The sequence below is a fragment of the Rhodococcus sp. 06-235-1A genome, assembly GCF_002258785.1.
Classification (GTDB): domain Bacteria; phylum Actinomycetota; class Actinomycetes; order Mycobacteriales; family Mycobacteriaceae; genus Rhodococcoides.
In genome coordinates this window covers 36,159-62,143 of record NZ_NOYI01000012.1, presented here as the reverse complement: position 1 = coordinate 62,143, position 25,985 = coordinate 36,159, and the positions used below count along the sequence as shown (strand labels likewise).

At 65.1% G+C, this 25,985-nt stretch carries 25 protein-coding genes; 17 read left to right on the top strand and 8 right to left on the bottom strand.

Annotated features, from left to right (window positions below; all coding sequences use genetic code 11):
• Nucleotides 1–155 precede the first annotated feature (155 nt).
• The 4 genes from CH275_RS10685 to CH275_RS10670 all read left to right on the top strand — a co-directional run bounded on the left by CH275_RS10685 (nucleotide 156) and on the right by CH275_RS10670 (nucleotide 5,519).
• Entirely contained in the window at nucleotides 156–725 is a 570-nt protein-coding gene (locus CH275_RS10685; RefSeq protein ID WP_094677901.1) for a cysteine dioxygenase, read from the top strand.
• Nucleotides 722–1,144 (top strand): rhodanese-like domain-containing protein, encoded by a 423-nt coding sequence (locus CH275_RS10680; protein ID WP_094677899.1) that lies wholly within the window; start codon nucleotides 722–724, stop codon nucleotides 1,142–1,144. Before CH275_RS10685 ends, CH275_RS10680 begins: the two co-directional genes overlap by 4 nt.
• 36 nt (nucleotides 1,145–1,180) lie before the next feature.
• Nucleotides 1,181–2,704, top strand: coding sequence for a lysine--tRNA ligase (lysS, locus tag CH275_RS10675; protein ID WP_094678641.1), 1,524 nt, complete (start codon nucleotides 1,181–1,183; stop codon nucleotides 2,702–2,704).
• Nucleotides 2,705–2,978: 274 nt separating this feature from the next.
• The gene (locus CH275_RS10670; protein ID WP_094632504.1) at nucleotides 2,979–5,519 is read left to right on the top strand and encodes an ATP-dependent Clp protease ATP-binding subunit; all 2,541 of its coding nucleotides are present in this window, start codon (nucleotides 2,979–2,981) and stop codon (nucleotides 5,517–5,519) included.
• A gap of 199 nt (nucleotides 5,520–5,718) precedes the next feature.
• Here the strand turns inward: CH275_RS10670 and CH275_RS10665 are convergent, their stop codons facing one another.
• Nucleotides 5,719–7,041 carry a serine hydrolase domain-containing protein gene (locus CH275_RS10665; protein WP_094677897.1) on the bottom strand — a complete coding sequence of 441 codons (1,323 nt, stop codon included), beginning with the start codon at nucleotides 7,039–7,041 and terminating at the stop codon, nucleotides 5,719–5,721.
• Nucleotides 7,042–7,106: 65 nt separating this feature from the next.
• Entirely contained in the window at nucleotides 7,107–8,291 is a 1,185-nt protein-coding gene (locus CH275_RS10660; protein ID WP_094677895.1) for a lipase family protein, read from the bottom strand.
• Between the two features lie 111 nt (nucleotides 8,292–8,402).
• On the opposite strand from CH275_RS10660, the gene CH275_RS10655 reads away from it, so the two are divergent.
• Both CH275_RS10655 and CH275_RS10650 read left to right on the top strand, forming a co-directional pair.
• On the top strand, nucleotides 8,403–8,840 hold the full coding sequence (locus CH275_RS10655) for an OsmC family protein (RefSeq protein WP_094677893.1): 438 nt from the start codon (nucleotides 8,403–8,405) through the stop codon (nucleotides 8,838–8,840).
• A gap of 174 nt (nucleotides 8,841–9,014) precedes the next feature.
• Nucleotides 9,015–11,327, top strand: a complete 2,313-nt coding sequence (locus CH275_RS10650) for a putative bifunctional diguanylate cyclase/phosphodiesterase (protein WP_094677891.1) — start codon at nucleotides 9,015–9,017, stop codon at nucleotides 11,325–11,327.
• 10 nt (nucleotides 11,328–11,337) lie between these two features.
• On the opposite strand, the gene CH275_RS10645 is transcribed toward CH275_RS10650, so the two are convergent.
• Nucleotides 11,338–11,649 carry an antibiotic biosynthesis monooxygenase family protein gene (locus CH275_RS10645; RefSeq protein WP_094677889.1) on the bottom strand — a complete coding sequence of 104 codons (312 nt, stop codon included), beginning with the start codon at nucleotides 11,647–11,649 and terminating at the stop codon, nucleotides 11,338–11,340.
• Nucleotides 11,650–11,701: 52 nt separating this feature from the next.
• Here CH275_RS10645 and CH275_RS10640 point away from each other — a divergent pair, with 52 nt between their 5' ends.
• The 3 genes from CH275_RS10640 (at nucleotide 11,702) to CH275_RS10625 (ending at nucleotide 14,063) form a co-directional block, all read left to right on the top strand.
• Entirely contained in the window at nucleotides 11,702–12,439 is a 738-nt protein-coding gene (locus CH275_RS10640) for an alpha/beta fold hydrolase (protein WP_094677887.1), read from the top strand.
• A gap of 4 nt (nucleotides 12,440–12,443) precedes the next feature.
• Nucleotides 12,444–13,253, top strand: coding sequence for an alpha/beta fold hydrolase (locus CH275_RS10635; RefSeq protein ID WP_094677885.1), 810 nt, complete (start codon nucleotides 12,444–12,446; stop codon nucleotides 13,251–13,253).
• 225 nt (nucleotides 13,254–13,478) lie between these two features.
• Nucleotides 13,479–14,063 carry an RBBP9/YdeN family alpha/beta hydrolase gene (locus tag CH275_RS10625; RefSeq protein WP_256990970.1) on the top strand — a complete coding sequence of 195 codons (585 nt, stop codon included), beginning with the start codon at nucleotides 13,479–13,481 and terminating at the stop codon, nucleotides 14,061–14,063.
• 45 nt (nucleotides 14,064–14,108) lie between these two features.
• On the opposite strand, the gene CH275_RS10620 is transcribed toward CH275_RS10625, so the two are convergent.
• Nucleotides 14,109–15,017 (bottom strand): A/G-specific adenine glycosylase, encoded by a 909-nt coding sequence (locus tag CH275_RS10620; protein ID WP_179276101.1) that lies wholly within the window; start codon nucleotides 15,015–15,017, stop codon nucleotides 14,109–14,111.
• A 66-nt stretch (nucleotides 15,018–15,083) separates the two neighbouring features.
• On the opposite strand from CH275_RS10620, the gene CH275_RS10615 reads away from it, so the two are divergent.
• From CH275_RS10615 to CH275_RS10605, 3 genes are all read left to right on the top strand, one after another.
• On the top strand, nucleotides 15,084–15,710 hold the full coding sequence (locus tag CH275_RS10615; protein ID WP_094678635.1) for a carbonic anhydrase: 627 nt from the start codon (nucleotides 15,084–15,086) through the stop codon (nucleotides 15,708–15,710).
• Between the two features lie 92 nt (nucleotides 15,711–15,802).
• Nucleotides 15,803–16,549, top strand: a complete 747-nt coding sequence (locus CH275_RS10610) for a hypothetical protein (RefSeq protein WP_094677883.1) — start codon at nucleotides 15,803–15,805, stop codon at nucleotides 16,547–16,549.
• Nucleotides 16,550–16,599: 50 nt separating this feature from the next.
• Nucleotides 16,600–17,472 carry an SCO6745 family protein gene (locus CH275_RS10605; RefSeq protein ID WP_094677881.1) on the top strand — a complete coding sequence of 291 codons (873 nt, stop codon included), beginning with the start codon at nucleotides 16,600–16,602 and terminating at the stop codon, nucleotides 17,470–17,472.
• Here the strand turns inward: CH275_RS10605 and disA are convergent.
• From disA to CH275_RS10590, 3 genes are all read right to left on the bottom strand, one after another.
• On the bottom strand, nucleotides 17,469–18,554 hold the full coding sequence (gene disA / locus CH275_RS10600) for a DNA integrity scanning diadenylate cyclase DisA (protein WP_037195049.1): 1,086 nt from the start codon (nucleotides 18,552–18,554) through the stop codon (nucleotides 17,469–17,471). The genes CH275_RS10605 and disA overlap by 4 nt on opposite strands.
• 144 nt (nucleotides 18,555–18,698) lie before the next feature.
• Nucleotides 18,699–20,096, bottom strand: a complete 1,398-nt coding sequence (radA, locus tag CH275_RS10595) for a DNA repair protein RadA (protein ID WP_094677879.1) — start codon at nucleotides 20,094–20,096, stop codon at nucleotides 18,699–18,701.
• A 54-nt stretch (nucleotides 20,097–20,150) separates the two neighbouring features.
• Nucleotides 20,151–20,759 carry a hypothetical protein gene (locus CH275_RS10590; RefSeq protein ID WP_094677877.1) on the bottom strand — a complete coding sequence of 203 codons (609 nt, stop codon included), beginning with the start codon at nucleotides 20,757–20,759 and terminating at the stop codon, nucleotides 20,151–20,153.
• A 288-nt stretch (nucleotides 20,760–21,047) separates the two neighbouring features.
• Between CH275_RS10590 and CH275_RS10585 the strand changes: the two genes are divergently transcribed.
• From CH275_RS10585 to rlmB, 5 genes are read left to right on the top strand one after another with little or no spacing between them, the layout of a single operon-like run.
• Complete coding sequence (locus CH275_RS10585; RefSeq protein ID WP_027494344.1) at nucleotides 21,048–21,536, top strand: CarD family transcriptional regulator; 489 nt, start codon at nucleotides 21,048–21,050, stop codon at nucleotides 21,534–21,536.
• Between the two features lie 18 nt (nucleotides 21,537–21,554).
• Complete coding sequence (ispD, locus tag CH275_RS10580; RefSeq protein WP_094677875.1) at nucleotides 21,555–22,220, top strand: 2-C-methyl-D-erythritol 4-phosphate cytidylyltransferase; 666 nt, start codon at nucleotides 21,555–21,557, stop codon at nucleotides 22,218–22,220.
• Between the two features lie 10 nt (nucleotides 22,221–22,230).
• Nucleotides 22,231–22,695 carry a 2-C-methyl-D-erythritol 2,4-cyclodiphosphate synthase gene (gene ispF, locus CH275_RS10575; RefSeq protein ID WP_094677873.1) on the top strand — a complete coding sequence of 155 codons (465 nt, stop codon included), beginning with the start codon at nucleotides 22,231–22,233 and terminating at the stop codon, nucleotides 22,693–22,695.
• Nucleotides 22,696–22,718: 23 nt separating this feature from the next.
• On the top strand, nucleotides 22,719–24,134 hold the full coding sequence (gene cysS, locus CH275_RS10570) for a cysteine--tRNA ligase (protein ID WP_094678633.1): 1,416 nt from the start codon (nucleotides 22,719–22,721) through the stop codon (nucleotides 24,132–24,134).
• Entirely contained in the window at nucleotides 24,134–25,117 is a 984-nt protein-coding gene (gene rlmB, locus CH275_RS10565; RefSeq protein ID WP_094677871.1) for a 23S rRNA (guanosine(2251)-2'-O)-methyltransferase RlmB, read from the top strand. Before cysS ends, rlmB begins: the two co-directional genes overlap by 1 nt.
• Before the next feature lie 2 nt (nucleotides 25,118–25,119).
• Here the strand turns inward: rlmB and CH275_RS10560 are convergent, their stop codons facing one another.
• Nucleotides 25,120–25,893: an IclR family transcriptional regulator domain-containing protein gene (locus CH275_RS10560; protein WP_094677869.1), complete on the bottom strand. Its 774-nt coding sequence runs from the start codon at nucleotides 25,891–25,893 to the stop codon at nucleotides 25,120–25,122.
• Nucleotides 25,894–25,985: the final 92 nt, after the last annotated feature.

The window sequence follows — 25,985 nt, the reverse complement described above, 5'->3', positions numbered from 1 at the left end:
TTCAGCGGCAGCCGCGCCGACTGTTTCGGACCAGCGCTAGCGAATCCGGCGTTCGTGTGTCAGAATCGTCGGCGTGATGACGTGCATGGCCACCCAGGAGTGTTGTCGAGGCTGAATCCTGCCTCGTTCGTTACACACCCCTGGAGTAGAGCTTCATGCTTTCCACACCTGTATTTTCTGCACCCTCGCGCCCCCGATTGTCCTCGCGGTCGGTCTCGACATTGCCGACGCGGCTGCGTCCTCCCGACCTTCTTCGGATCACCGATCAAGGCGCATCGGACGTTCTCGAAGGTCGCTTCGACCACCTGCTACCCGGCGGGGGTCGCTGGCCGACCGACGAGCGCTGGGCCGCCCGCCTGCATTCCGACGACGACCTCGATGTCTGGTTGATCAGCTGGGTTCCCGATCGGTCCACCGAACTGCACGATCATGCCGGATCCCTCGGTGCTCTGACTGTTCTGAGTGGGTCGTTGCTCGAATATCGTTGGGCAGGAACCGAACTGAGGGAGCGGCACCTCGACGCCGGAGATCAGGCATCGTTCCCGCTCGGGTGGGTGCACGACGTGATGCACGATCCGGCGTCGACCACGACCGGTCCCACTCTCAGCGTGCACGCCTACTCGCCGCCGCTGACGGCGATGTCTTACTACGAGGTGACCGAACGGTCCACGCTGCGTCGTACCCGTAGCGAGCTCACCGACGAACCCGAAAAGGCAAAGAAATGACCATCGTCGAAATGCTCGAATCCGCGCGCGAGACCATCGACCGGATGACCGTCTTCGAGCTGCGCGACGCCGTCGACCGCGGTGCCGTTGTGATCGACATTCGTCCGCAGGCCCAGCGCGCAGTCGAGGGAACGCTGCCCGGGGCTCTGGCCATCGAACGCAACGTCCTCGAATGGCGTCTGGACCCGACGAGCGATGCACGCCTGGCGATTGCCGTCGACCACGAAGTGGAGTGGATCGTCATCTGCTCGGAGGGCTACACCTCCTCGCTCGCCGCCGCGTCGCTCAAGTTGCTCGGTCTGCACAAGTCCACCGACCTGGTCGGCGGCTACCAGGCGCTGAAGTCGGCGGGACTGCTCGGAGTACTCACGCAGGCGAAGCATTGCGTCCGTGAGGCCGAGGCCGTCGCTGCGCACTGATCGTCCTTGCACGCTCGGACTGTAAAGTGTGTGCGCGTGAGTGACACAGCTTCTCCCCAGCAGGCCGACGACACCCCGGAGCAACTACGGATTCGTCGTGCCAAGCGCGCTGCGCTGCTCGAGCGCGGGGTCGAGGCATATCCGGTGTCCGTCCCGCGGACCCATTCCCTGCTCGAGATCCGCACCGAGTTCCCCGAGCTCGAGGCCGATACGACCACCGGAGTGATCGTCGGAGTCGTCGGCCGCGTCATCTTCGTACGCAACACCGGCAAGCTGTGTTTCGCGACCCTGCAAGAGGGCGACGGTACCCAGCTGCAGGCGATGATCAGCCTGGCCGGCGTCGGCGAAGAGGCGTTGGCTGAGTGGAAGGCCGATGTCGATCTCGGTGACTTCGTCTTCGTGCACGGCGAGGTGATCAGCTCCCGTCGCGGCGAGCTCTCGGTGATGGCCGACGCGTGGCAGATCGCGTCGAAGTCGTTGCGGCCGTTGCCCGTCGCGCACAAGGAACTGAGCGAAGAGACGCGCATCCGGCAGCGTTACCTGGATCTGATCACCAACCCGACCTCGCGTGAGACCGCCCGCAAGCGCATCGCCGTCGTCCGAGAACTGCGTAACGCGCTCGAACGTCGCGGTTTTCTCGAGGTCGAGACGCCGATGCTGCAGACGCTGCACGGCGGCGCAGCCGCTCGGCCGTTCGTCACCCATTCCAACGCCATGGACACCGACCTCTACCTCCGCATCGCGCCGGAACTGTTCCTCAAGCGATGCGTCGTCGGCGGCATCGAGAAGGTATTCGAGATCAACCGCAACTTCCGCAATGAGGGTGCAGACTCCTCGCACTCGCCGGAATTCGCGATGCTCGAGACGTACGAGGCCTACGGCACGTACGACGATTCGGCGAAGATGACGCGGGAGCTCGTTCAGGAAGTGGCCATGGCCGCGCTCGGATCCACGGTTGTGACGTTGCCCGACGGCACCACCTACGACCTCGGCGGCGAATGGACGACGCTCGAGATGTACCCGTCGCTGTCGGAATCACTCGGATTCGACGTCACCCCCGACACCACCGTCGACGAACTGCTCGCCATCGCCGACAAGGTCGGGGTCGAGGTGCCGCGCAAGGACGGCGTCCCGATCTACGGCCACGGCAAGCTCGTCGAAGAACTGTGGGAACACCAGGTGGGCGACGCGTTGACCGAACCGACGTTCGTCCGCGACTTCCCGGTCGAGACGTCCCCGTTGACCCGGCAGCACCGCAGCAAGCCCGGCGTCACCGAGAAGTGGGATCTGTACGTTCGCGGATTCGAGCTGGCTACCGGTTACTCCGAGTTGGTGGATCCGGTCATCCAGCGCGAGCGCTTCGAGGACCAGGCTCGTCAGGCTGCGGCAGGCGACGACGAGGCGATGGTGCTGGACGAGGACTTCCTGGCCGCGATGGAGCAGGGCATGCCGCCGACCACCGGAACCGGCATGGGCATCGACCGCCTTTTGATGGCGCTGACCGGCTTGGGCATCCGCGAAACGATCCTGTTCCCGATCGTCAAGCCCTCCCAGGCCTGATCGGTGGGTAAAGCGCTGTTCGCCAGCAGCGGACAGTGAATGGGAAACGTTTTGCATAGTGCCTGCGTTATGAACTGTAAGCAGGCAAGGCAGTCCGGATTCGCGGACGGTTGCGCAGCATTTCAGGGGTGGAGGGTCGGCGTTCGTCACGTCGGCCAACTACAGTGAGTACCAGTCTTACCTTCAAATGCACAAGCGACCTCAGCGTATGGACACTGCGGCGCTAGAAGAACTGGTGGGCGAGCTACCACCCACCAAGAAGTGAGGGAGAGCGATGTTCGAGAGGTTCACCGATCGCGCGCGGCGTGTTGTCGTCCTGGCTCAAGAAGAAGCCCGGATGCTCAACCACAACTACATCGGCACGGAGCACATTCTGCTCGGCCTCATCCACGAGGGCGAAGGCGTAGCCGCCAAGTCTCTCGAGTCGCTGGGCATCTCCCTCGAAGGAGTACGCAGCCAGGTAGAGGAGATCATCGGCCAGGGTCAGCAGGCTCCGTCCGGTCATATTCCGTTCACCCCGCGCGCCAAGAAAGTACTCGAGCTCAGCCTGCGTGAAGCACTGCAGCTCGGCCACAACTACATCGGCACCGAGCACATTCTGCTGGGACTGATCCGCGAAGGCGAAGGCGTCGCAGCTCAGGTTCTGGTCAAGCTCGGAGCCGACCTCAACCGCGTGCGCCAGCAGGTCATCCAGCTGCTCTCGGGCTACCAGGGCAAGGAGCCCAGTGAGTCCGGCAGCAGCCGCGGCGAAGCGGGCACCCCGTCGACGTCGCTGGTTCTCGACCAGTTCGGTCGCAACCTGACTCAGGCCGCGCTCGAAGGCAAGCTCGACCCGGTCATCGGTCGCGCGAAGGAAATCGAGCGCGTCATGCAGGTGCTCTCGCGTCGTACCAAGAACAACCCCGTCCTCATCGGCGAGCCCGGTGTCGGTAAGACCGCAGTGGTCGAAGGCCTGGCCCAGGCCATCGTCAACGGCGAGGTCCCCGAGACGCTCAAGGACAAGCAGCTCTACACCCTCGACCTCGGCTCGCTCGTGGCCGGCAGCCGTTACCGCGGCGACTTCGAGGAGCGCCTGAAGAAGGTGCTCAAGGAGATCAACACCCGCGGCGACATCATCCTGTTCATCGACGAGCTGCACACGCTCGTCGGCGCAGGTGCCGCCGAAGGTGCCATCGACGCAGCGTCGATCCTCAAGCCCAAGCTGGCTCGTGGCGAACTGCAGACCATCGGTGCCACCACACTCGACGAGTACCGCAAGTACATCGAGAAGGACGCCGCTCTCGAGCGTCGATTCCAGCCCGTCCAGGTCGGCGAGCCGACCGTCGAGCACACCATCGAGATCCTCAAGGGTCTGCGCGATCGCTACGAGGCTCACCACCGCGTGTCGATCACCGACGGTGCACTCGTTGCGGCCGCCACACTGGCCGACCGGTACATCAACGATCGGTTCTTGCCCGACAAGGCAATCGACCTGATCGACGAGGCGGGCGCGCGGATGCGCATCCGCCGGATGACCGCGCCGCCAGACCTGCGCGAGTTCGACGACAAGATCGCCGACGCGCGCCGGGAGAAGGAATCGGCCATCGACGCACAGGACTTCGAGAAGGCTGCGAACCTGCGCGACAAGGAGAAGACCCTCGTCGGTCAACGCGCCGAGCGTGAGAAGCAGTGGCGCTCCGGCGATCTCGACGTCATCGCCGAGGTGGACGACGAGCAGATCGCCGAGGTTCTGGGCAACTGGACCGGCATCCCCGTCTTCAAGCTCACCGAGGAAGAGACCACTCGTCTGCTCCGCATGGAGGACGAGCTGCACAAGCGGATCATCGGTCAGGTCGAGGCGGTCAAGGCCGTCTCGAAGGCGATCCGTCGTACCCGTGCAGGTCTGAAGGACCCGAAGCGTCCGTCGGGCTCGTTCATCTTCGCCGGCCCGTCCGGTGTCGGTAAGACCGAGCTGTCGAAGGCTCTCGCGAACTTCCTCTTCGGCGAGGACGACGCACTGATCCAGATCGACATGGGCGAGTTCCACGACCGCTTCACCGCGTCGCGTCTGTTCGGTGCTCCTCCCGGATACGTCGGCTACGAAGAGGGCGGCCAGCTCACCGAGAAGGTTCGCCGCAAGCCGTTCTCCGTCGTGCTGTTCGACGAGATCGAGAAGGCACACCAGGAGATCTACAACACGCTCCTGCAGGTGCTCGAAGACGGCCGTCTCACCGACGGCCAGGGACGCACGGTCGACTTCAAGAACACCGTGCTCATCTTCACCTCGAACCTCGGTACCTCGGACATCTCGAAGGCAGTCGGCCTCGGCTTCTCCTCGGGTGAAGGCACCGGCTCGAACTACGAGCGCATGAAGCTCAAGGTCAACGACGAGCTGAAGAAGCATTTCCGCCCGGAGTTCCTGAACCGTATCGACGACATCGTCGTGTTCCACCAGCTCACCAAGGACGAGATCATCCAGATGGTCGATCTCATGCTCAACCGAGTCGAGGGTGCGCTCAAGAACAAGGACATGGCGATCGAGGTCACCGAGAAGGCGAAGTCGTTGCTCGCCAAGCGCGGATTCGACCCCGTCCTGGGTGCGCGGCCACTGCGTCGCACCATCCAGCGCGAGATCGAGGACCAGTTGTCGGAGAAGATTCTCTTCGGCGAGATCGAAGCCGGCCAGATCATCCTGGTCGACGTCGAGAACTGGGACGGCGAAGGCGCAGGCGAGGACGCGAAGTTCACCTTCCGCGGTGAGAAGAAAGCCATCATCGTCCCCGACGAGGTCCCGGTCGATCTGGCCAAGGCCGCTGGAGATAGCGACAGCGAGTAAGTTTCACAGTGCACCCCAACGGGCGATCCTCTTCGGAGGGTCGCCCGTTGTCGTGTGTCCGCCCGGTCCCACCGACCCCCAACCCCAGCCCAGCCCGCCGCCCACCCCGTTCGCGTCAATGGACCACTGCACTCCTCAGACGTCTGCAAGGGTTCATTCACGCAGCAGCTGACTCGGCGTGAATGAACCCTTGTACCGCTCAGACGTGTGCAGTGGTCCATTGACGAAAAGCCCGAGGGACGAGGGCAACAGCGATGATCGCAAGTTCGGCGAGCACGATCCAGAACAGCAGAGTCACATCCGGAGCCCAGTGACCCAGCGTCGAGATCGGTGCCCCGGCGACCATCGGCAGCACGAAGTGCAGCAACAGCCCTGCGGCGGCTGCAGCGACGATGCGTGTGCGGGCCCATCGACCCGGGGCAGTTCTGAAGCGAAGCAGGGTTCGGCCCGCACAGAACGCCAGCAACACCGCGAGGAAGGTCGACGCGATCAGCGCTGTTTCGTACAGACCGAAACCGGCGGCACGAGGCTCGTCCATGCCGAGTCGGGCGAGCACGAGAGAGCGGGCAGCGGATGCGAGTTCTTCGGCCTCGAGTTCGCCGTATCGATTGGTTGCGAACACCACTGACAGGTGTCGTTCGGGGATCAGCGCAACGTGGGTGAAGTAGCCGGGCACGGCACCGGAATGCCAGCGCATCTCGGTGCCGTCGGGCAGCGTTTCGACGTACCACCCGTAGCCGTACGCCGAGCCCGAACCTGTCGGCACCGTCTCGGGACTGTTCGACGCCGGAGCAGTCAGTTGCCGTGCTGCGTAGCGCGAGAGTTCGCCGATCGAACCACCGAGGTAGCCGTAGCCGAGTCCGGCGGCATCGATGCCGGTGTCGATGCGTCGTGGGAACGTGAAGAACGGAACGTGGCCGGGCGCGACGGCACCGGTGGTGTGCACTCCGGTCTCACGGGCCACGACGTCGGCGAACGGTTCGGCGGTTACCTTTTCGACGATCGCTTGCAGCAGTAGATAATTCAGACTCGAGTACCCGAAGGTGCCGCGGTCCCCAGCAGTGACGTCCAGGGTGGGTACGACGTCGAGGGCTCGCCGGCTTCGTCCCCAGACGTCGAGCTGGGTGACGTCGTGGGGGAGACCACTGGTGTGGTGGATCAGGTCGCTGATGGTGACGTCGTCGGGAAGGATCGAATCAGCCTCCGGGAGAATAGAATTCACGGTGCCGCCCAGTTCGAGGCGATGTTGCGAGGCGAGAGACTGCACCGTTGCCGCCGTCACCGACTTCGACACCGAACCCCAGACGAACGGCGTTCCGGCATCGATCGGCGCACCGTGTCCGTCCACCCCGTACTCGACGTTCTCGATGACCTCGCGTTCGGATACCACTCGAAATGCCACACCCGGCAGGCCCAATTCCTGGGCGACGACCTCGACATCCGACGCCGTGTCACCACCGGGCAAGGCCGGCGATGCGGTCAGGACTGCTGCGACGGTCAGGAGGGCGTGCACGATTCGCATGGATGGAGTGAATCAACCTCACCGAGGCCGACGCCTCGGTGAACACCCTGATTTCACACCTGAGATCAGCTTGTGTGCACCAGGCCTGCGATCCAGGGCATGACATCGGAGTAGGCCGCCAGGGATCCGGGCAGGTGGTTCGCGCCCTTGTAAGGGATGGCCGGGAACTCGTATTCGCGGTAGGTGACGTCTGCGCCCAAGTCCTGCCAGCGTCGAAGCAGAGTCCGGCTCTGCTCGATGGGAACGGTGTCGTCCTCGACTGCGTGCGAGAGGTACACCGGCATGGCGGGGGCAATGGAACCGACGGTGTTCTCAGCAGTCAAGCCGGCAAGAGTGGGGCTGTTCAACTGCGCAGTGAGTGGGCGGCCGTCACGAGTGAGTTCGCTCGTGTGCACGATCTCGCCCGCTGCTGGGTCGGTGGTGCACCAGTTCTGCGCGGCGTCGAGCAACGCGAGCCCGTCGGCATCGAAGAGGCTGCGGATGCTCTCCGCGTGTTCCGGGTAGGAGTTGAGCGTGCCGTCGACGGCGAAGAGCATGGCGCTGGCGAGGGTGGTGTTGTCGAGATTGTCGATGTTGAGCGTCGGATCTGCCGGTGGCGCACCGACGTACGCTCCACGAATGTTCAGTTCGGGGGCATAGGTGGCGGCGAGTTCGGCAGCGGCTGCGGATGCGAATCCGCCTTCGGAATAGCCGAACAGCACTACTGGGGTGGCAGGGTCGGTGGCGGTTCTGGCGGCGTCGAGCAGAGCGCGGCCCGAGGCGAGCCGGTTCAGGTACGTGTGGCCGCCGGGGGTGCCCAGTCCCTGGTAGTCGGTCGCCACGACGCGATACCCGGCCAGGAGCAGCGGCAGTATGGCCGGGGACGAGCCGACGGTGCCGAGCACTGCCGATCCGGCGCATCGGTCGGCCATACCCGAGGTGCCGGGCGCGTAGGCGATCACCGGTCGTGGGCCGGGTCCTTGCCACGGAGCAGTGGGGGTCATGGAGTACCCGGAGACGGTCATGGGCTCATCGCGAGTGTCATTGGACCGATAGAGGATGCGTTCGATGTCGAAGCCCAGTCCGAAGCCTTTGGGTGAGTTGACCGGCTTGGTCCGAACCACCTCGCCTGGTTGCGCTGCGGCGATGTTCGTGACCGGCGCATCGTAGAAGTCCCGCAGTGAATCGGCACTAGCCACCGGTGTCGACATCACTGCACTCGCCAGCATCACCGCTGCTGCGATCACCACTGCTCGAGAGCAGTTCTTCATCTGTTGCACCCTTCGTGTCGAGATTTCCGCACTCGATGGCCCGGCCGTGCCGCCGACGTTAGCCTGAGTATCGGTCCTGCACAGGGCCGACGACGGAAGGATTGAAGTTCGATGCCAACTCGTACCTCACGCACCGCTTGGAACGGAACTCTCGAACAAGGTTCCGGCCAGGTAGAGCTGTCCAGTTCCGGCGCAGCGACTTTCGACGTGTCGTTTCCCAAGCGGGCCGCCGAGAACGCCGACGGAACCACCAGCCCCGAGGAACTGATCGCTGCGGCTCACTCGAGTTGCTACGCGATGCAGTTATCGGCATTGATCGCCGAGGCAGGCGGTACCCCGCAGAGCCTCGAGGTCACCGCCGACGTTTCGCTCGGCCCCGATCAGCCCGGATTCAAGTTGACGGGGATCAAGCTGACCGTTCGGGGCGAGGTCGACGGCCTCGACGCCGACGGTTTCGCGAAGGCGGCTCAGGCGGCAAAAGAAACGTGCCCGGTCAGCAAAGCCCTGACCGGCGTCGACATCACCCTGGACGCGGCTCTGGAGGGCTGAGCAGACACAATGCCCGATGTGGGACTGGCGAACAATCGTCAGGTTTGAAATAGTTCGTTACTTGACCCATCTACGGATGTTTCGGTGACGAATCGAGGTCAAACGTCGGGTTCGATCGGCTGCTGCGTACGTTCGGGGTACGCACCGACCGGCCCAGGAAGGATCGGACACACTATGTTGTGGACGCGCTTCCTGGGCCTCGGTGCGATTGCAGTGGTGGCGTACGCGCTCGCCCCGCAGGGCTTACCCCGGAATGCGATCTACGCAATCGTGCTCTCGGCCACAGTCGGTGCTTTCGTGCTGCGCTACGTTCGAGAACCCGGCCCGGACAAGCGGACGTGGAAGTACATGGCCGTCGGCGTCGGCAGCTGGGGGATCGGCGACGCGCTGATAGCGCTGATGGAACTCGACGGTGGCCGGGTGCCGACGTTCTCGGCCGCGGATGTGTTCTACCTTCTCGGCTACGGCGTCATCGCCGTCGGCTTCGCCCGAGCCGCCGACGGGAACGGGCTCGTGTTCGGGATCGAGGAGGTGCTCGAGTGCCTGGTCGTCGCCGTTGCAGTAGGCCTGGTCACCTGGGTGTTCGTTGTCTCCGACGGTTCGATCCGGTCGCTGTCGTCAGCGCTGGCTCAGTGGCCGGCCACGGCGTACCTCACCGTCGATGCGTTCCTGCTGACTCTCGTCGGCAGTCTGTACCTGGTGACGCGGTCGATCACCGTTCCCTTGCTGGCCGCAGTCACGGGCGTCGTCCTTCTCGTGTTGGCAGACCTTGCATCGTATGCCCCCACAACCAATTCGGAGATCTATCGATCGACCGCTCCGAACGTGATGTGGCTGGCTGCATACGTGTGCTTCGGCGTCGTAGCCCTGCACGATTCGGTGCAAACGGCACCCCGAGCCGACCGGTCGAGTCCGCTCAAATTCGGTCGAGCGAGGTTCCTCGGACTTTCGATCGCGATCGCCGTCACTCCGCTGGTGATGACCGTGCAGCTGGCTCGCGGGATTCCCGTCGGACAATGGGGCTGGGTCATCGTGGCATCCTCCATGCTCGTCATCGTGATCGTCGGCTGGCGGGTGGCACGCTTCGTGCGGACGCTGCGCAGGCAGGCGGAAATTCTCGAGGATGTAGCGCGGACCGACGCGGTGACCGGGCTCGCCAGTCGTCGACTGCTGCGCGAGCGATTGGACACGATGCTCGCCACTCGCGGTGACGCGGATGTCTTCACACTGGTGGTCGACATCGATCGCTTCGCTCAGATCAACGAGACCTTCGGTTACAGCGTGGGTGACAGTGTGCTGCGTGAGATCGGCCATCGACTCGTCGCATCGGTTCGATCCGAGGACCTGGTGGGGCGACTCGGAGGCGATCAGTTCGTGGTGGCGATGCGTCGACGTCCCGCGAAGATCGACATCCTCGACACTGCCGCGCAGCTTCAGTTCGCCGTCAGTCGAAAGATGTTCGTGCACGACATCAACGTCGCACTCGATGCGACTGTCGGTATCGCGGCCATCGAGGAGTCGACGGTGTCGGCGAGCCGGACGAAGGGCGAGCCGGTGACCGTGATCGACGGCGAGGCGATGCTGCAGCAGGCCCATGTGGCGCTGACCGCGGCCAAGGCCGGCCACACCCGTGTCGGTCGATACGAACCCGAGATGGATCGCGACCGTCACGATCAGATGCGGTTGCTGGGAGAGCTCGATACGGCGATCCGTGGCCATCAACTCCGGGTGTTCTTCCAGCCGTGTCTGGATCTGGAATCGGGCAGCGTCGACCGCGTCGAGGCGTTGCTGCGGTGGCAGCACCCACGTGAGGGTTTGATCGGACCCTCGATCTTTCTGCCCGACGCCGAGCGCACCGGCATGTTGCCGGCCATCACCGCGCTCGTGCTCGACGAGGCTCTGGCGCAGTGCAGCGAATTGCGTCGACGCGGCATCAATCTGTCTGTCTCGGTGAATCTTTCGGTGCGAAACCTACTCGACGAGACCCTCACCGAGCAGGTCGCAGCAGCGTTGGCAAAGTACGCCGTTCCCGCGCATGCCCTGGAATTCGAGGTCACCGAGACGACGGCGATGACCGACCCGGTGCGTTCGGTGAACGCGTTGACATCGCTGCGCGGCCTGGGAGTCACCATTGCGATCGACGATTACGGCACCGGTTACAGCTCGTTGGCCTATCTGCAGAGCCTGCCGGTGCAGACGCTCAAGATCGACCGCTCGTTCGTCTCGAAGATGAACTCCGACGACACCGACGCGTCGATCGTGCGCTCGACCATCGACCTGGCTCGAAGCCTCGGGGTGCGGGTGATGGCCGAAGGCGTGGAGGACGCGGGCACACTGGATGCACTCCGTGTCCTGGGCTGCGACGGTGCCCAGGGCTACTTCCTGGGCAGGCCGATGGCGGCAGAGTTCCTGGCCGATGCCGTGGCGAAACTGGATATGGAAATGCCGACGAAGCTCGAGTGGGAGCTCGCTCGCCAACACATCTGAGCAGCGTTGCTCACGGAGTGGCAGGCACGTCCAGCACCACCTCGAACTCGAGCAGCGATGCTCCCGACGAGACGGGCTTCGCGTCGCGCGGTCCGGCATGCGCCTGCCTGGACGGACCTGCCGACCACGCCTGAAACGACTCCTCGTCTTCCCACTGGGTGACGACGAAATAGCGCGTCTCACCCTTGACCGGTCGGAGCAACTGGAATCCGAGAAAACCCGGGGAGCCGTCGACCGAACCGGCACGTGCGGCGAAGCGCTTCTCGAGTTCGGGGCCTGCGCCCTCGGGTACGTCGATCGCGTTGATCTTCACAATGGCCATTCTCGAGAGACTACGCCGCCATGCGGTTGCCCCGCCGTTATGCTCGGCGGTGATGCTCTACGACGAGGGTGGATCCGGCCGTTCGATTCTGTTGCTGCACGGGCTGATGGGCAGTGCTGCCACCTGGCGACGGCAGGTTCCGTGGCTCCGAGAATTCGGGCACGTGCACACCTACGACGCACCGGGCCACCGTCGCCCCGCGCCTACCGAGCTCACGACCGAGTCCTTCGTGGACGACCTGCTCGAGCATCTCGACCGGTTGGGTCCCAGTGTGCTGATCGGTCATTCGATGGGAGCGCTGCACGGCTGGTGCGCGGCCGCGCAACGACCCGATCTGGTGACTGCTCTCGTTGTCGAGGACATCGCACCGGATTTTCGCGGCCGCACCGCCGACGACTGGGCGGCGATGATGCGGGCGTGGCCGCAACCCTTTCCCGACGCCGATGCGGTACTCGCATTCTTTGGAAATGTTGCAGGACAATACTTTTTGGATTCCTTCGTTCGCAGTGACGACGGCTGGCGATTGCACGGTGACGTCGACACCTTCGAGGCCATCTCGCAGGAATGGGGGACGCGGCACTTCTGGGACCAGTGGGACGCCGTCGACGCTCCGGTGTTGTTGATCGAGGGCGAGCACACCATCACCCCGGCCGGTCAGATGGCACGAATGCACTCGCGAAAGCCCGGATCGGTGTACGTGCGTATCGAGAAGGCGGCGCACCTGATTCACGACGAGGCTCCCGAGCAGTATCGGATGGCGGTCGAGGAGTTCCTGCGCACACTAAGATGATCCGATGCCGCTCGCGAAGCTCAACGGAATCGACCTCAACTACGACGTGACCGGCGACGGCCCACTCGTGGTGTTGGTGATGGGCACCGGTAGTCCGGGACGAGTATGGCGAACCCATCAGGTCCCGACCCTGGTGAAACAGGGGTACCGGGTCGTCACCTTCGACAATCGAGGTATCGCACCGTCTTCCGAGTGTGCGAGCGGGATGACGCTCGACGACCTGGTCGCCGACACCGCTGCCCTCGTCGAACACCTCGGGGGCGGCCCCGCACGCGTCGTGGGTACCTCGATGGGAGCCCGCGTCACTCAGGAATTGGCGCTGGCTCGGCCGGACCTGGTGTCGCATGCAGTGATGATGGCCACCTTCGGTAAGACCACCGCTTTTCGTGCACAGATGTCGAAGGGCGAGAAGGATCTTCACGACGCCGGAATCGAACTCCCCGCGTCGTACCGAGCGGCGATGACTGCCGTGCAGAACTTTTCACCGAAGACCCTCGCCGACGACGCGGCGATCGGCGATTGGCTGGCGGTCCTCGAGTATTCGAGTGGTCGAAAGACGGCGGGCATGCGGGCGCAGATCGGACTCGAAATGCGCTCCGGAACAGATCGATTGGCGGCGTATCGAGGAATCTCGGCCAAGTCCCTCGTCATCGGATTCGCCGACGATCGCATGATTCCGGTGCAGCAGTGCCGCGATGTGGCCGCTGCGATACCCGGCGCGCAGTACGTCGAGATAGCCGATACCGGCCACTTCGGTTACCTCGAACGCCCGGATGCCGTCAACGCCGCGCTCGTGGAGTTTCTCGCGCAGTAGCGAACATCCTGCGTCGGAAGGCCCCTCGGCCAACGAGGTGAGTGCGCCCAGGTGCTCGCGCGTCTGTTCGAGCTCGGCTTGTCGCTGATCCAGGCGGGCCGAGATCGCGTCCACCTCCGCGCGAAGTCGGGGACACATGTCCAGGGTGACGCCGTGATCGCCTGTTCGTGCAGCGAGTTCACTGATCAACATCTCTGCCCCCTCTCGCACTTGACCTTCTCGCCGGTGTCAACCCTTATCGTCCGGCAGTGTGGCATCACAACCAGCAGACGAGCAGTGATCTTCCACGGATACCGGGCAACGCCCGAGGATCATTGGTTCGGTTGGCTCGCCCAGCAATTGGACAGTGCCGGCATTTCCACGCAGCTCCCTCCGATGCCGGATCCTGCGTCGCCGAGTCGAGATCACTGGGAGGCGGAGATTGCACGAACGCTCGGGACATCGGGGTCCGACACGATCGTGGTCGCGCACAGTCTCGGGTGCCTCGCGGTCCTCCGGCACCTCGCCACCCTCACGGGGCCATGGCAGTTGGGAACGCTCGTCTTGGTCTCGGGGTTCGTCGACAGGCTACCTGCGCTACCCGACCTCGACGGCTTCGTTGCCAGCGGCGTGATGCTGTCGAGGATGCAGGACCACATCGAGTCGATCTCGATTCTGCGCTCGGACGACGACCCGATCGTTCCCCCTGCGCACACCGATCGGCTGGCTCGACTGCTCGACGCGTCTGTGCAGATCGTCCCTGGTACAGGCCACTTTCTCGCCAGCGACGGAGTCACCTGCCTGCCACCCGTCTTCGACGCAGTCGCCTGAGGTCGCTGACGTGTCCGGCAACTGGTGGCGGTTCGGTGGCTGGTGTCAGCCGTCCGAACCCTCACCCGCGAGGGCGAACAATCCCGACTCGGTCTGCTCGATCAATCCGTCGGTCAGCAGTGAATCGAGCGCTCGATCCCGCTGGGTCGGGTCGGTGGGCCAGACGATGTCGAGCTGCGCTCGCTCGACCGGGCCGGAGCTCTCGCGCAGGACCGACATGAGCTTGCCGCGAACCTGACGGTCGGTGCCCGCGAACTTCTGGACCTTCTTCGCGGGCCCGGTGTGTGCAGGCCTCCCGGCCTCGATCCAGGCACATTCCGGTAGCGGGCACAGTAGACACGCCGGATTCTTGGCGGTGCAGATCAGTGCGCCGAGTTCCATCAGTGCCGCCGAGTAGCGAGCCGCCCGCGGGACACTCGTCGGAAGCAACTGTTCGACGTCGGCGAGATCCCTGGAGGTGGAGGGATTTCCGGGCTCGGCGCTGCCATGTGACGCACGTGCGACGACGCGTCGAACATTGGTGTCCACCACCGGAACTCGCTGACCGTAGGCGAAGCACGCGACCGCTCTTGCGGTGTATGCGCCGATGCCCGGCAGGCCGAGCAGCGTCTCGACGTCGGCGGGCACCTCGTCGCCGTACTCCTCGGCCAACACCCGAGAGCATTCGTGCAGCCGCAGCGCTCGACGCGGATAGCCCAACTTGCCCCACGCCCGCAGCACCTCGGCCTGCGAGGACGCGGCCATCGCCGAGGGCACCGGCCAGCGCTGTACCCACTGCTCCCAGATGGGTGCGACCCGAACCACCGGTGTCTGCTGCAGCATGATCTCGCTCATCAGGATCTGCCAGGCGCTGACGCCCGGACGACGCCACGGCAGGTCGCGTCCGTCGGTGTCGAACCACCCGAGCAGAGCCTCGGCATCGATCGGCAACTGTGCGCCCTTCCCGTCGTCCATGTGATCGATCCCAACTGTAGTGAACCCGACTCGCCGGTAGCCCGATGCACGTGCACAATGAATGTCATGCCTGCTTCGAATCCGATCGCTGCCTGGAAGTCGCTCAAGGAAGGCAACCAACGGTTCGTCTCCGGAGAGGTTCTGCATCCGTCGCAGGGCGTCGAGGATCGTGCTCGCCTCGAGAGCGCTCAGCATCCCGGTGCCATCCTCTTCGGCTGCGCGGACTCGCGTGTTGCCGCTGAAATCATCTTCGATCAGGGCCTCGGTGACATGTTCGTGGTGCGCACCGCAGGCCATGTCGTCGACTCGGCGGTTCTGGGCTCGATCGAGTACGGCGTCGCTGTACTGAATGCGCCGCTGATCGTGGTCCTCGGCCACGACCATTGCGGTGCGGTCAAGGCAACCGTCGACGCCCTCGAAAGTGGAGACGTGCCCGGTGGGTACATCCGCGACGTGGTCGAACGCGTCACCCCGTCGGTGCTCTCGGCCCGCCGCGACGGCTACGAAGCCGTGGACGAGTTCGAAGCTCGGCACGTCGAGGAGACCGGCAACCTGCTGATGCAGCGCTCGCGGATCATCGCCGAGAAGGTCGAGGCCGGGGAACTCGCGATCGTCGGTCTCACCTACCAGTTGTCGAAGGGACACGCGCAATTGCGTGAGGTCATCGGCGACATCGGCGAAATGCCCGCCTGAAGCAACTCGGATTCCCGTCTCGGTGAGTTCGCTGACGCGACACGCCGTGTGGGCTCAGGGATAGCGTGGCTTCGGCCGCATACGGTTGATTCGTGTTGGAACCGACCGGGCCTTTGCCTCCCGAAATCTACTGGCGACGCCGTGCGCTCGCCATCGGTGCGGCCGTTGTCGTCCTCGGATTGATCGTGTGGTTCATCGCCTCGCTCAGTGGCGGTTCCGACGACACCGAGGCCGCTCCCGCCGGTGTCGTTGCGGCGCCGGCGACGTCCTCGGCTCTGCCGTCCCCCAGCTCCTCGGCCACCGAGGGTGATTCCGGCGGTTCCGGCGGCGGGTCGGGTGGATCCGGAGGTTCCGGTGGCTCCGGTGGCTCCGGTGGAGGCACCGACTCCGCTGCCGGTGGAGCCGCAGCAGAGACCACCACCGGAGCGCCGGCTCCCGTGATCTCCAATCAGTGCCCGGATCAGTCTCTGGCCATCAAGGTGACGCCTGAGAAGGCGACCTACCGGCTGGGCGAAGAGCCCGTGTTCACCGTGGTCATCACCAACATCGGCTCCACCGAATGTCAGCGCGACGTCGGTGCCGGGCTGCAGCAGGCGCTCGTCTACACCCTCGACAATCAGCGCATCTGGTCCAACATCGACTGCTTCCCCAACGCGGCGTCCGATCTGCGGACGTTCAAGCCGGGCGAGCAAGCCGGCTTCACGGTCAAATGGTCCGGAACCAACTCGGTCCCCGGCTGCGGAGAGGAGCGTATCCCGGTGGGCGTCGGTGCCTACCAGGCGATCGCGCAGCTCGGCGAGCTCAAGAGCGTGCCGGAGCCGTTCAACATCACCGGCTGATTTCGCTCGCCCAGCCCGAAGCCGAGTTCGCTTCGGTACGTTCGGTACTCATGACCACCTCGACCCAACTCGCACGTGCCGCGTACCGAACATTCGAGCCCTTTCACGTCGTCGCCTACTTCAACCCCGAGTTGACGTCGGCCTACGAGGACACCGGGCTCGACGGTCACGCCTGGTACGTCGGGGCTCGGGCGGCCCCGATGGGTCCGTGCGCGCCGAGCGTCGTTGCCGCTGCGTTCTACAACTTCAACCCGGTGCTCATCGAGCGCGCGTGGCCCGCCGCTGTTGCCGCCGGGCTGGACTCGGTATCCGATCGTCGGTGGAAGCTGCTCGATTCCGTCCTCGGCACCGCACTCGGATCCTTGGCGGACGACCCTGCGCTCGCCACGTTGGCGGATCGTCTCCGTGACGTCGGCGACACCGCCTCCTTCGCGGGACGGCCACTTTCGGCAGCATGGCATTCCGTCGATCGGCCCGAGGTTTCACATCTGGCCCTCTGGCACTCGATCACCGTTCTGCGCGAGTGGCGCGGCGACGGCCACCTCGCGGCCTTGATCGACGCAGAACTCGACCCCACGGAAGCCGCCGTCTTCCACGAGGCCAACCGAACGACCCCGCAGCCCGGCCGACGAGCGCTGGGCAAGCGCATCACGCAGCTCACCCGGGAATGGTCCGAGAGCGAATGGGATTCTGCCGCCGAAAGACTCGCCACTCGCGGACTGCTCACCACCTCCGCCGAAGGAGAGACGTTGACCGAGAACGGCGTCGCTCTCGATCAGCACATAGAGGATCGCACCGACGTCATGGCGTCGGCTGTGTGGAGAGACGTCCCGGATGCCGAACAATTGATCACGAGCGCACGTCCGTACGTGAAGGCCGTGATCGATGCGGGCTTCCTGCCGGGGACGAAGAAGCCGTCCTAGTCGTACGGTCCTGAGATCGAGGCCTCGGCCAGCCTGGACAGGCCTTCCCTGATGTGCCGTGCCCACAGTCCGCCGATTCCGTCGACCGACTGCAGGTCGGCAGCGGTGGCGGCGAGCAGCCCCTGCAGCGTTCCGAATGCACCGACGAGTCGATGGATCTGGCTGAACTGCAATCTCGGAACCCGCGTGAGTACCCGGTACCCGCGCGGACTCATGGGAGTGTCGAGGGCTTCGATGGTTGCGGGGTAGCCGAAGGCGCGCGCGAGGGTCGTCAGATCCAGGAGATCGACGTCGGTCAGCTTGTCCAGTGCGGCGAGCGCCTTCTCGACCCCGGTGGTGCTCGACGGTTCGTTGCCGGCCAGGTAGTCGCGCACGATCAGCTGGCGATCGACGTCGTTGTCGCCCAACAACTCTTCGAGCTGAAGCGCGAGCTGGCGTCCGTCGGTGCCGAGTTCGAGGACGTTCTGCTCGATCTCCACCGACACTCGTCGCACCATCTCGAGCCGCTGCGCGACGGTCAGCGCGTCGCGCAGAGTCACGAAGTCCTCGATCTCGACGACCGAGAGTTGACGTGTGTTGTCGTCGAGCCGGGCCTTGTAGCGCTCGAGGGTCGCGACGGCCTGATTGGCGCGCGAGAGGATGGTGGCCGAACCTTCGACGACGTGCCTGATGCCGCCGATGTACACGCTGACGATGCTCATCGACTGGCTTACGGAGACAACGGGATAGCCGGTCTGCATGGCGGTGCGCTCGGCGGCACGGTGCCGAGTACCGGACTCGACCGTAGGAATCTTGTGGTCGGGTACCAGCTGCACGTTGGACCGTACGATGCGCTTGCCGTCGGTCGAAAGCACCACTGCGCCATCCATTTTCGACAACTCGCGAAGCCTGGTCGGGGCGAACTCGACGTCGAGCTCGAAGCCGCCGTCGCAGATCGCTTCGACTTCCTCGTCGTAGCCGAGGACGATCAACCCGCCGGTGCGTCCGCGCAGAATTCGCTCGAGGCCGTCGCGTAGGGCGGTTCCCGGTGCGAGCCGGGCGATGGTCTCGCGCAACGCTGGGGACGGCGTGGTGCCCTCCATGGCCAACCCCCTCGTGTCATGTCAGCGTGCGGCGTAGCTTCTGTCTGTGCGGATAAAGAGTACTGCGCTGCCACATGCGGGCAGCCACGCAAAGAGTACTGCGCTGCCACATGCGGGCAGCCACGCAAAGAGTACTGCCCGGTGTCATACGGGACGCATACGCGTGTAGGTCAACGCCTCGCCGACGTTGGTGACCGTCTTGACCTTGATGCCGTCGGGTATCGGACCGGCGTCCTCGGGGACGATGGCGTAGTTGAAGCCCAACCGGGCGGCTTCGGCGAGACGGCGACCCAATCCGGAGACACGGCGCACCTCGCCTGCCAGGCCCACCTCGCCCAGAATCACCATGCCTGGGGGAAGTGGTTGATCGCGGACCGCAGATGCCACCGCCGCAGCCAGTGCGAGGTCGGCGGACGGTTCGCTGGTGCGCATCCCCCCGACCGTGGCTGCGTAGACCTCGGCCTTGGAGACCTTGACTCCGCAGCGCCGTTCGAGGACGGCCAGGATCATCGCCACGCGGGCATGATCGAGTCCGCTGACCGCGCGCCGAGGAGACGGCATCGCGGTGTCGACGATCAGTGCTTGCAGCTCGGCCAACAGCGGGCGTTTTCCGTCCATGGTGACGGTGACGGCGGTTCCCGGGACGGCGTCGTTCCGGTGATGCAGGAACAACCCGGAGGGATCGCTGATGCCGACGATGCCGGTTTCTCGGAGCTCGAAGCAACCCACCTCGTCGGAGGCACCGAACCGATTCTTGACGCCCCGGATCATCCGCAGCGTGGAGTGCTTGTCGCCCTCGAAGTTGAGGACCACGTCGACCAGATGCTCGAGCGACCGCGGACCTGCCACCGCGCCGTCCTTGGTGACGTGTCCTACGAGCAGCACCGCCACCCCGGTCGTCTTGGCCAGCGTGGTCAGCGCGCTCGTGATGGCGCGAACCTGGGTGACGCCGCCGATGACTCCGTCGACGTCCGCGGCGAGCATGGTCTGCACCGAATCCACGATCAGCAGGCTCGGCTTGACCTGCTCCACGTGGCCGAAGACGGTGGCGAGGTCGGACTCGGCGGCGAGAAACACACGCTCGTGCACTGCGCCGGTGCGATCGGCGCGCAACCGGACCTGGCCGGCGGACTCCTCGCCCGTGACGTACAGAGCGCGGCGATCGGGTGCCGAGCGGGCCCAGCGATGCACGACCTCGAGCAGCAGGGTCGACTTGCCGACTCCCGGCTCACCCGCGAGCAGAACGACCGAACCGGGCACCAAGCCGCCGCCCAGTACGCGGTCGAACTCGTCGATGCCGGTGGTGTTGGCCTGCGAGGTGGCGCTGCTGATAGTTGTGAGAGCCGCAGCCGGAGTCGTCGGAATCATTGCCCCGCCGCCCGAGCGCAGAGCAGACGCACCGGCCCGCGTCGCGAGAGGTGCGGCCGTGGCCTGAACCTCGTCCATCGAGCCCCAATTACCGCATTCGGGGCAGCGACCGACCCATTTCGAGACCGAGTGATGGCATGCGGAGCACCTGTAACTCGACTTCAGTTTGACCACGCTCGAAGCCTAACTACCGGCGCCGACAGGGTCGGGTGAGCTGGGCCGGAGCGGTCAGTGGCCGCCGCTGTGCTCGGACACTGCCTCTTCGGAGCGCTCGAGCTCGTGGCCTGCATCGACCGGAACGTTGACGACGACCTCGCCTGCGTTGGCGAACTCGAACGTGACCGGCAGAGTCAGGCCGGGACGGACGTTCTCGGAGATGTCGGCCATCTCGACCTTGATCAGCTGGATCGGCAGCAGTGGATCGTCGAGCTGAACGTCAGCGGGCGATCCTGCGCCGAGCGCTGTCAGCGGGGCGATCTCCGTGCTGCCCGCTTCTGCCTCGTCGACGATGGTGACCTGAGCCTCCGGAGAGGTGATGCCGGTGAGTTCGTCGGCAACGGCCGGGTTGGAGTTGATGGCGGTGAACCCGAGCTCGACGGTGCCGCCGGACGTGATGCTGTATTCCTCGGAGGTGGGGTACACCACGTGTACGTTGCGCAGCTGCATGTCTCCGACGTCTGCGGAGTTGCCGTTGACCGCAGCGACCTGGGTGGCCGTCTGGGAGATCTGACCTGCGCCGCACGCGGTGAGGGCGAGTGCGCCACCGGCGAGAAGGGCGAGGGCGGCGGCCGTCCTGCGATGGCGGCCAAGCGGTGTCGCAGCGTCGATTGCAGTCACTTCGGTCGTCCTCCATGTGGTGCCGGGCCGGCTCGGTCCATCTCGTCCACTAGGCAGAGTAGTAGTTCTGGTCCACCGCCCGCTCGTGGGGTCTGTCGGCGGCCCGATGACGCCAGGTGGGGGTGCCTGTCCGGGCTCGACCTCGACGGACGACCCGGGTGGAAATGTGGCCCCGGATACACGTCGATGCGTCTGTGTCAAGCCCTGATTCGGCATCGCTATGCCCCTGACCTGCACCGTTGATATCAGACGTGGTATTCTGGGTAAATCGAAAGGGGCACTTGTCACATGATTTTCAAGGTCGGAGACACCGTCGTTTACCCCCATCACGGAGCGGCGCTGATCGAAGCGATAGAGACACGCACCATCAAGGGTGAACCGAGAGAGTATCTGGTTCTCAAGGTCGCGCAAGGCGACCTCACCGTTCGAGTTCCCGCGGACAACGCGGAGTACGTAGGCGTTCGTGACGTCGTCGGGCAAGAAGGCCTCGACAAAGTTTTCCAGGTGCTGCGCGCACCGCACACCGAAGAGCCCACCAACTGGTCGCGCCGCTACAAGGCGAACCTGGAGAAGCTGGCCTCCGGTGACGTGAACAAGGTTGCCGAGGTCGTCCGCGATCTCTGGCGACGCGAGCAGGATCGTGGACTGTCGGCAGGCGAGAAGCGCATGCTCGCCAAGGCACGTCAGATTCTGGTCGGCGAGTTGGCTCTGGCCGAAGGAACCGACCAGGCCAAGGCCGACACCATGCTCGACGAAGTTCTCGCCACAGCTTCGTAGTGCGAACAGCTTCGTAGGGTGAACGGTGCTGCCGGCGACGTAGTCGCGCTGGTACCCGCTGCAGGCAAAGGCCTTCGGCTCGGACACGACGAGCCGAAGGCATTCGTCTGTCTGGGTACCGACTCTCTTCTGACGCGGTCCGTGGACGGACTTCGGGCCTCGGGTGCCGTCGACCGCATCGTCGTCATCGTTCCCGCTGATCTTCTCGACGTGGCTCGCAGCCACGTGGGTGCCGATGTCCTCGTCGTAGCGGGTGGTGTCGAGCGCACCGATTCTGTGCGAGCCGGTCTCGCTGCTGTCGGTGACGCGGCCGTCGTACTCGTCCACGATGCTGCGCGTGCCCTCACTCCGCCGACGCTGATCGCCCGCGTCGTCGCCGAGGTTCGGGCCGGCCGCTCTGCCGTGATTCCGGTTCTTCCGGTCGTCGACACCATCAAGGAAGTCGATCTCATGGGTGCGGTGGTCGGTACCCCCGATCGCGCGAGTCTGCGCTCGGTGCAGACACCTCAGGGCTTCGACGCCGACGTCCTGCGTCGTGCGTACGACGCGACCACCGGCATCTCCACCGACGACGCGGGGTTGGTCGAGCGCATCGGCGAGACGGTGCACACCATCGTCGGTGACGCCCTCGCATTCAAGATCACCACGCCGCACGATCTACTACTGGCACAGGCCCTGCTGTGAGAGGCGCGTTATGAGAGTCGGCATCGGTACCGACGTGCACCCCATTGCTCCCGGTCGGCCCTGTTGGCTGGCCGGATTGCTGTTCGAGAACGCGGACGGGCTCGAGGGACATTCCGACGGCGATGTCGCCTCCCACGCTCTGTGCGACGCATTGCTGTCCGCAGCAGGTCTCGGCGACCTCGGATCCGTCTTCGGCACCGGCCGTCCGGAATGGGACGGGGTCAGCGGAGCGGCCATGTTGACCGAGGTCAAGCGGCTGCTCGACGCGGGCGGATTCTCCATCGGCAACGCCGCGGTGCAGATCATCGGCAACAGGCCCAAGATCGGACCACGCCGAGTCGAGGCCCAGGAAGTTCTGTCGCGGGTGCTCGATGCGCCGGTATCGGTGTCTGCGACCACCACCGACGGGCTCGGGCTGACCGGTCGCGGTGAAGGAATCGCGGCCATCGCGACCGCACTTGTCATGACGAGGTAAAACCACCGGTAGCATTGCTGGTCGTGACCCTTCACCTACACGACACCGAGACGAGGGCCTTGCGGGAATTCACCCCCTTGGTCCCTGGCCATGTATCGGTGTACCTGTGTGGGGCGACGGTGCAGGGTGAACCCCACATCGGTCATGTGCGCAGCGGTGTCGCGTTCGACGTACTGCGTCGCTGGTTGCTGGCGCACGATTACGACGTCGCCTTCGTGCGCAACGTCACCGACATCGACGACAAGATTCTGAACAAGGCACGCGATGCAGGCCGTCCGTGGTGGGAGTGGGCTGCAACCTACGAGCGATCCTTCACCTGGGCCTACGACCGGCTCGGGGTACTGCCGCCGTCCGCGGAGCCGCGCGCCACCGGACACATCACCCAGATGGTCCAGATGATCGAGCGCCTGATCGAACGCGGCCACGCCTACGCCGACGAGTGCGGAGACGTCTACTTCGACGTGCAGAGCTTTCCGAGTTACGGCACGCTGTCCGGCCACAAGCTCGACGACGTGCACCAGGGCGAGAGCGTCGCCGAGGGCAAGCGTGATCCCCGCGATTTCACGCTGTGGAAGGGTGCCAAGCCCGGCGAGCCGTCGTGGCCGACGCCGTGGGGCCCTGGTCGCCCGGGTTGGCACCTCGAATGCTCGGCAATGGCTGAGACTTACCTCGGCGCGGAGTTCGACATCCACTGCGGCGGCCTCGATCTGGTGTTCCCGCATCACGAGAACGAGCGGGCGCAGTCCATGGCGGCCGGTGACGGCTTCTCGCGATACTGGCTGCACAACGGGTGGGTGACGATGGGCGGGGAGAAGATGTCGAAGTCCCTCGGCAACGTTCTCTCGGTACCGAATGTGCTCAAAAAGGTTCGGCCACAAGAGCTTCGGTTCTACCTCGGTGGTGCGCACTACCGGTCGATGCTCGAGTACTCCGATGCCGCGCTCGAGACCGCGGCCGTGACGTATCGGGGCATCGAGGGGTTCGTCCGGCGTGCCGTCGAACGCGCCGGTGAGGTACCGATGGGCAAGTGGACCACAGGATTTGCCGCGGCCCTCGACGACGACCTCGGAGTTCCCAAGGCGTTGGCAGAGATTCACGCCACCGTGACATTGGGCAACACCGCGCTCGAGTCCGGTGATCTACCGGCCGCGGTGGAGTACGCAGGCAGCGTGCGGGCGATGCTCGACATCCTGGGCGTGGACCCGCTCGATCCGCACTGGTTGGGCGACAGCGGTTCCGACGCAGCCGCTCTGGGAGCTCTCGGCGTCCTGGTCGAGGCGGAGCTGGAGCGTCGAGCAACGGCGAAGGCGACCAAGGACTGGGCCGCCGCAGACGAGATACGCGATCGCTTGGCCGAGGCCGGAGTCGACGTGACAGATACACCCAACGGGCCCGAATGGTCGCTGGGTACGAGCAAGACCGACGAAGCAGGTTTGTGATGGCAGGCAATTCGAGTAGGCGCGGCGCAATCCGCAAGGACGGCACCAAGAAGGGGCAGGTCGCCGGTTCCGGAGGCAAGCGTCGTAAGGGCCTCGAGGGACGAGGCGCGACGCCTCCTGCCTCCGAGCGCACCAAGCATCCCGCGGCGCGCCGGGCGAAGCTCGCCGAGAAGTCCGCGCAGAACCGCGGCGTCACCACCGGTGGCCGCGCAGGTGGGCGACCGGCCGGACGCAAGGCCGAGGACGGCCCCGAGGTGGTGCTCGGTCGCAACCCCGTCGTCGAGTGCCTGCGCGCAGGTGTGCCCGCGACGGCCCTGTGGGTTGCCGTCGGGACCGACAGTGACGACCGGCTCAAGGAAGCCGTGCAGCGAGCGGGCGATGCGCGCATCTCCATCCTCGAGGTGCCTCGCTCCGATCTGGACAAGCTCAGCGCCAACGGACTGCACCAGGGACTGGCCCTGCAGGTGCCGCCGTACCGGTACGCGCATCCCGACGATCTGATCTCGAACGCGCGCACGCACCAGGAGCCGGCACTGCTCGTGGCGCTCGACAACATCACCGACCCGCGCAACCTGGGCGCAGTTGTGCGTTCGGTGGCGGCGTTCGGCGGCCATGGCGTCGTGATCCCGCAACGGCGTAGTGCGAGTGTGTCCGCAGTGGCGTGGCGAACCAGTGCCGGTGCTGCCGCTCGGCTGCCCATCGCGCGAGCCGTCAATCTGACTCGCACGCTGAAGGATTGGCAGTCCAAGGGCGTCACAGTCGTCGGTCTCGATGCCGGCGGCGACACCGAACTCGACACCTTCGACGGCAAGGGTCCGGTGGTCATCGTCGTCGGATCCGAGGGCAAGGGCCTCTCGCGTCTGGTCAGCGAGACCTGCGATCACATCCTGTCGATCCCGATGGCGGGGCCGGTGGAATCGCTCAACGCATCCGTCGCTGCAGGCGTCGTGCTGGCCGACATTGCGCGCCAACGCCGCGGGTAGATCTAGGTTCTGATTCGGACTGCGGTGTCGAGCATCGCCGGAATCACGGTCTGGACCATGTCGGCTGCGGTGTAGTTCTTCGCATGGAGTGACGTGTTCAGTGCTGCCACGACGGTGCCGTTGCTGTTGCGCAAAGGCACTGCAGCAGCGCGCATTCCGACGTCCAGTTCATCGACGACCTCGGACCATCCGGCGCTGCGTACCCGAGCGATCTCGGTGCGGAGCGCGTCTCGATCGACGATCGTACGCGGGGTCAGCGCTTCGATGGGGGCGTCGGCGAAGTACCGTTCGAGCTCGCTCTCGGGGAGGGCGGCGAGCAGCACTCGACCCGAAGACGTTGCGTGCGCGGGGAATCGAGTGCCCAACGTGATGACGACCCGCAGCATGCGCGACGACGGAACGCGCGCGACGTAGACGATGTCGAATCCGTCGAGGATCGCCACCGAGGTCGTTTCTCCCAATTGTCTTGCGAGCGCTTCGATGTGCGGTTCGGCCAGACGCGGTAGATCCATTCCGGACAGGAACGAGAAGCCCAGATTCATCACCCGTGGGGTGAGGGTGAACTGACGGCCGTCCTGGCGGACGAATCCCAGTTCGGCCAACGTCAGCAGCAGTCGGCGGGCCGTTGCTCGGGTGACTCCGACGGCCTCGGCGACCTCGGTGAGAGTGCGGGCGGGATGCGCGTCGTCGAAGCATTGCAGCACGCTCAGGCCTCGTTCGAGTGACTGCACGAACCAGGCGGGGCGTTGGTCGTCGGGGGCGATCTCGGCCGTCATGGTTCGAGTCTGCCTCATCGCCCTGATCGCGCTGCATCACACTGCGCCGAGCCTGTGGTCTTGACCACAACAGCCGCCTCTGGTTACAGTTG

Coding starts and splice junctions, on each gene's coding strand:
- CH275_RS10685 (WP_094677901.1), top strand. CDS start 156: ATGCTTTCCACACCTGTATTTTCTGCACCCTCGCGCCCCCGATTGTCC.
- CH275_RS10680 (WP_094677899.1), top strand. CDS start 722: ATGACCATCGTCGAAATGCTCGAATCCGCGCGCGAGACCATCGACCGG.
- CH275_RS10670 (WP_094632504.1), top strand. CDS start 2,979: ATGTTCGAGAGGTTCACCGATCGCGCGCGGCGTGTTGTCGTCCTGGCT.
- CH275_RS10665 (WP_094677897.1), bottom strand. CDS start 7,041: ATGCGAATCGTGCACGCCCTCCTGACCGTCGCAGCAGTCCTGACCGCA.
- CH275_RS10660 (WP_094677895.1), bottom strand. CDS start 8,291: ATGAAGAACTGCTCTCGAGCAGTGGTGATCGCAGCAGCGGTGATGCTG.
- CH275_RS10655 (WP_094677893.1), top strand. CDS start 8,403: ATGCCAACTCGTACCTCACGCACCGCTTGGAACGGAACTCTCGAACAA.
- CH275_RS10650 (WP_094677891.1), top strand. CDS start 9,015: ATGTTGTGGACGCGCTTCCTGGGCCTCGGTGCGATTGCAGTGGTGGCG.
- CH275_RS10645 (WP_094677889.1), bottom strand. CDS start 11,649: ATGGCCATTGTGAAGATCAACGCGATCGACGTACCCGAGGGCGCAGGC.
- CH275_RS10640 (WP_094677887.1), top strand. CDS start 11,702: ATGCTCTACGACGAGGGTGGATCCGGCCGTTCGATTCTGTTGCTGCAC.
- CH275_RS10635 (WP_094677885.1), top strand. CDS start 12,444: ATGCCGCTCGCGAAGCTCAACGGAATCGACCTCAACTACGACGTGACC.
- CH275_RS10620 (WP_179276101.1), bottom strand. CDS start 15,017: ATGGACGACGGGAAGGGCGCACAGTTGCCGATCGATGCCGAGGCTCTG.
- CH275_RS10615 (WP_094678635.1), top strand. CDS start 15,084: ATGCCTGCTTCGAATCCGATCGCTGCCTGGAAGTCGCTCAAGGAAGGC.
- CH275_RS10605 (WP_094677881.1), top strand. CDS start 16,600: ATGACCACCTCGACCCAACTCGCACGTGCCGCGTACCGAACATTCGAG.
- disA (WP_037195049.1), bottom strand. CDS start 18,554: ATGGAGGGCACCACGCCGTCCCCAGCGTTGCGCGAGACCATCGCCCGG.
- CH275_RS10585 (WP_027494344.1), top strand. CDS start 21,048: ATGATTTTCAAGGTCGGAGACACCGTCGTTTACCCCCATCACGGAGCG.
- ispF (WP_094677873.1), top strand. CDS start 22,231: ATGAGAGTCGGCATCGGTACCGACGTGCACCCCATTGCTCCCGGTCGG.
- rlmB (WP_094677871.1), top strand. CDS start 24,134: ATGGCAGGCAATTCGAGTAGGCGCGGCGCAATCCGCAAGGACGGCACC.
- CH275_RS10560 (WP_094677869.1), bottom strand. CDS start 25,893: ATGACGGCCGAGATCGCCCCCGACGACCAACGCCCCGCCTGGTTCGTG.